This is a genomic window from Desulfovibrio sp., from assembly GCF_035644575.1.
Taxonomy (GTDB): domain Bacteria; phylum Desulfobacterota; class Desulfovibrionia; order Desulfovibrionales; family Desulfovibrionaceae; genus Desulfovibrio.
This window is the reverse complement of the sequence record NZ_DASQOG010000183.1, coordinates 1-4,639: the sequence shown is the minus strand read 5'-3', so window position 1 is coordinate 4,639 and position 4,639 is coordinate 1. Positions and strand designations below refer to the sequence as shown.

Annotated in this window: 4 protein-coding genes; 3 read left to right on the top strand and 1 reads right to left on the bottom strand. The window is 59.0% G+C overall.

All coding sequences use genetic code 11. The features are described from left to right. From VEZ52_RS10505 to VEZ52_RS10495, 3 genes are all read left to right on the top strand, one after another. Nucleotides 1-388: sugar phosphate nucleotidyltransferase (locus VEZ52_RS10505; RefSeq protein ID WP_324836765.1), on the top strand; the 388-nt coding region annotated here is incomplete at its 5' end. Nucleotides 389-478: 90 nt separating this feature from the next. Beyond that, the gene (priA, locus tag VEZ52_RS10500; protein ID WP_324836764.1) at nt 479-2,860 is read left to right on the top strand and encodes a replication restart helicase PriA; all 2,382 of its coding nucleotides are present in this window, start codon (nt 479-481) and stop codon (nt 2,858-2,860) included. Between the two features lie 129 nt (nt 2,861-2,989). Then, on the top strand, nt 2,990-4,264 hold the full coding sequence (locus VEZ52_RS10495; protein ID WP_324836763.1) for an OmpP1/FadL family transporter: 1,275 nt from the start codon (nt 2,990-2,992) through the stop codon (nt 4,262-4,264). A 169-nt stretch (nt 4,265-4,433) separates the two neighbouring features. Here VEZ52_RS10495 and VEZ52_RS10490 read toward each other — a convergent pair. Further along, a partial coding sequence (locus VEZ52_RS10490; protein ID WP_324836762.1) for a hypothetical protein occupies nt 4,434-4,639 on the bottom strand: 206 nt, incomplete at its 5' end.

Below are 4,639 nucleotides of genomic sequence, written 5' to 3'. Positions count from 1 at the left end.
ACCGTGGGAGAAGGTCAGCCGCTACGGCATCATTGATGGCGACGAAGTGACCCCCGGCGTGTTCCGCGTCAAAAACATGGTGGAAAAACCCGCCCGTGAAGACGCGCCCTCGCGCATGGCTATTGTTGGCCGTTATGTGCTCACACCTGATATTTTTGACTATCTTGAAAAGGTCGAGCCAGGTCACGGCGGCGAAATCCAGCTTACCGACGCACTGCAGGCCATGGCTCAGGAAAGGGGCATGATGGCTGTGCGTATGTCGGGCATGCGCTTTGACGCTGGCGACTGGGCGGAATTTCTCACCGCCAACATCTATTTTGCCCTTCAGGACGAAGAGCTGCGTTACGATCTGCTCAAGCTGCTCAAGAATTTTGTGCAGTTCCATTAAATCCCGCTGCACATATGTATTGCCCCAAGCCTCCTCTGGTTCGCCAGAGGAGGCTTGCCATTGGGGCCGTATTACGTAACTCTGCCTCACATGTACGCCACAGTCGCCCTGCTCACTCCGCCCTACGCCAGCCTTACCTATACGCTGCCGCCCGAATTTCCCGCCGATTTCTGGCAGCCAGGATTGCGCGTGGCCGTGCCGCTGGGCCGGGGCGAGCGCACCGCCCTGCGCGCCGCAGTGCTCTTGCGCGTCAGCCCCACCCCCGACGTGCCGGAAGGCGTGGACTGCAAAAGCCTTGGCTGGCCGCTGGAAAACGCCCCCCTGCTCCCCGCTGTGCTGCTGGAACTCGCTGAAGATCTGGCCCGCCGTCAGGGACTGCACCCCGGCCATATTCTGGGACATGTGCTGCCACAGGGCTTGCGCCTTGCACGGGTGCGACTGCGTAATCTTGAATCGGGCAAGGCTGTAGCCTGGACTCTGGCCCGCATCCGAGAAGCCTTGCCTGAACAGCGTCAGGCACTCGCCGAGGCCCTTTGCAAAGGCACGGCCCGCATGCTGCCCCCCGGCACAGATGCCGCCAGCGAAGAATTTTGCCTGCTGCGCGTTGATCCCCCCTGGCCTGTGCGGCCCTCGGCCAAACGCCAGATCGAGGTTCTGGACTATCTGCACCAGCACGGCAGCGTGAGCCGCAGACGGCTGGTGCAATCCCTTGGGCAGGCAGTAACACCTGCCCTCCATACCCTGCTGGAGGCCGGGCACGTCAACCTTGCGCGCGATAACGGCGTTGACGATGACGACGCCCTGGACGCCACAGAGCAAAGCCTGTTGCCGCCCCCGCCTGCCCCCTTTGCCCTTAACGATGAACAGGCGCTTGCGCTTGCAAGCATGCTCGAGGCCCTGCATGCAGCCGAAGCTTCCTCCCGCCTGCTCTTTGGCGTGACAGGCAGCGGCAAAACAGCAGTATATCTTGAACTTGCCAAGGCCTGCCTTGCAGCGGGCAAAAGCGTCATGCTGCTCGCCCCCGAGGTGGCGCTGGCCCACAAACTGCGTCGTGATGCCTCCTGCGCGCTGCCCGACGCTCCGTTATTTTTCTACCACGGCTACCAGTCGCCCGCACGGCGGGAAGCGACCTTTCGCCAGATGGCGCAAAGCGACACTCCCTGTATCGTCGTGGGCACACGTTCGGCATTGTTTCTGCCTGTGCCCCACCTGAACTGCATTGTGCTTGACGAAGAGCACGACGGCTCCTTCAAGCAGGATGAAAGCCTGGCCTATCAGGCCAAGGAAGTGGCGTGGTTCCGCGTTGCCCAGGCAAGGGGGCTGCTGGTGCTTGGTTCTGCCACGCCAGACCTCAAGACATTTTATGCTGCTGAAAACGGGCACCTGCCCATCCTGCGACTGCCGCACCGCGTGGGCGGACGCGAACTGCCGCCGGTCGAACTGGTGGACATCAGCTCGCTCGCGCCCGGCTCAACCAGCATGGATGGCCTGCTGGCCCCGCAGAGCGAGGCCGCACTGCGCGAGACCATTGAACGTGGCGAGCAGGCCGTGGTGCTGCTGAACAGGCGCGGCTACGCCCCCCTGATGTACTGCCTTGACTGCAACCGCACCCTGCGCTGCCCGCACTGCGAAATTGGGCTCACCTACCACAAGGGGCTGGAAAAACTCGTCTGCCACTATTGCGGCTATAGCCGCCCCTTTCCCTCGCCCTGCCCAGAGTGCGGCGGCATGAACTTTTTGCCCATGGGCGAAGGTACGGAACGCCTGGCCGAGCGCCTGAGCGTACTGGCCGGAGGGCCAGTGCTCCGGCTGGACAGGGACAGCACCCGCAGGCCCGGACGCATGGAGGAAATCCTTGCGGCCTTTTCCCGGCAGGAGGCCCCCATCCTGGTGGGTACGCAAATGCTCTCCAAGGGGCATCACTTCCCTCTGGTGACGCTGGCCGTCATCGCGGATGCTGACCTTGGCCTGAATCTGCCGGACTACCGCGCCGCCGAGCGCACATTTCAATTGCTGGTGCAGTCTGCCGGGCGCGCTGGCAGGGGCGACAAGCCGGGCCGGGTGCTTATTCAGACGCGTGATGTGGAGCACTACTGCTGGCAGTACGTGCGCACCGCAGACTATGAGGGCTTTTATCAGGCGGAGCTTGCCAAACGGCGGCTGCGCCGGTACCCGCCCTTTGTACGTCTGGCGCTCATTCGCATATCCTATGCGCTGAACGAGCAGAACGGGCCGCCGGCTCTCAACGATCTGGCTCAGGCGCTGCGCGGCAAGGCTGCGGAACTGGGCGTGCAGCTTCTTGGCCCCGCCCCTGCCCCACTGGCCCTGCTGCGAGGGCGCAAGCGTTTTACATGTTTGATAAAAGGGCAAGACTGGCAGGCTTTGCGCTCACTCTATTTCTTTGCTTTGTCACAAAAAGCTTCAAGACACTTACGACTTTTTCTTGACCTTGATCCGATAAATATGTTGTGACAGCCCATTACTGTTGTCGAGGGCGGCCCACAGCCGCGTCCGTTTCTGCGACATCGCAACCGTACCAGCGTGCTAAGGTATGCCGGGATGGGATGTTGTGCGCTTTTTTTGCATCTTAGTGGAGGGGTGATGAAGGTTTTTCGTGCTGTATGTCTGGCGCTGGCTCTGGTGGCCTGCTGCGCGCCCGTAGCCTGGGGCGAGGGTTTCTCCCTGAATGAATGGAGCGCCAGAGGTGTTTCCCTGGCTGGCGGCATGGTGGGCCGCGCTGATGATGTTTCGGCCATTGCGTACAATGCCGCAGGCATTACGCAACTGCCCGGCACGCGCATGATGGGCGGTTTTGCCCTCATCAGCCCCTCAGGCGGCATAACCACCAATGCTGGCAGCCGCCAGACCGATACCTACACAAAACCCGCGCTCTGGAATGCCCCGCATGCCTATCTGAGCCACCAGCTCAGCGACAACGCTTGGGTTGGCCTGGGCGTTTTTTCGCGTTTCGGCCTTGGCAACAGCTATGCTGGCGACTGGGCGGGCAGGTATAATGTCTATGACATTGGCGTACAGACCATCTCCTTCGTGCCCACCCTTGCGGTCAAGCTCAACGATACAGTTTCCTTCTCCGTAGGCGTGGAAGCCATGAATGCCCACATGTACATGGGCAACAAGATTCCCACCAATAAAGGTACAGGGGCTACCTTTGACAACGACATGCAGCTTGAAGGCAACGGCTGGGGCTACGGTGCACACCTTGGCCTGCACATGCGCCTCAACGACCAGTGGTCTGTTGGCCTGTCCTACAAGAGCCAGGTGACCATGAACATCAATGGCGACGTGGAATTTGCCTATCAGGGCTACAACGCCATCAGCAAACCCAAACACCTGCCCGAAGCCAGAAACTGCGGCGCAAACACAGTGCTTCAGTTGCCAGACTCAGCAGCGCTGGGCGTTACCTACAAGCCGCTGGACAATCTGAGCTTTGAAGTGGGCACGGTCTGGACCCGCTGGTCCACCTACAATGCCCTGAACATCTATATGGATAACGGCTACAGTTCCATCAACAACAAGGAATGGCGCGACGGCTGGAACTTCAACGGCAGCGTGGAATACAAACCCCTTGACTGGTGGGCCCTGCGCGCTGGCTTTTCGTATGAAACGCCTGTGGTCAATGAAAGGCATGCCGACTTCATGATCCCCACCAATGGCCGCAAAACGCTCAGCGTGGGCACCGGCTTTAACTGGAATAACTGGACTGTGGACCTCGCATACTCCCACTTGTGGATCAATTCGCTTGACTACGGCAACACCGACGCCAAGGGCATATCGCCCGACGTGGGCATTACGGGCGGCAACTCCAAGGATGTTTCTGCAAATATCTACATGCTTTCAGTGGGATACACGTTCTAAAAAACCACATGGGCCAAATACACGCAGTTGTTGTTGCGTGGGCGGCAGACGTTTAGCCTCAAAAACATATGAACCCGGTTGTTAAATACAGCCGGGTTTTTATTTTTTTGTACAGAACACATTTGGTTCCCAGATCAATTAGCGCGTTGCAACATCCTGTTTTGCATGGTCAACACAGTAAATATACGTCATCACTGCTGCCAATATAGAAAAAATATTGACATTTTCTAATGATTGTTTCAACTTTAAAGCTGCCTTCATTTTTTTGGAGGAAAGTACCTAGGAGGACTGTCATGAAACGCTTTATTCTTGCGTTGGCGCTGGTGCTGAGTCTGGCACTGCCCAACATTGCCGCTGCTGAAGGCAACGGCATGT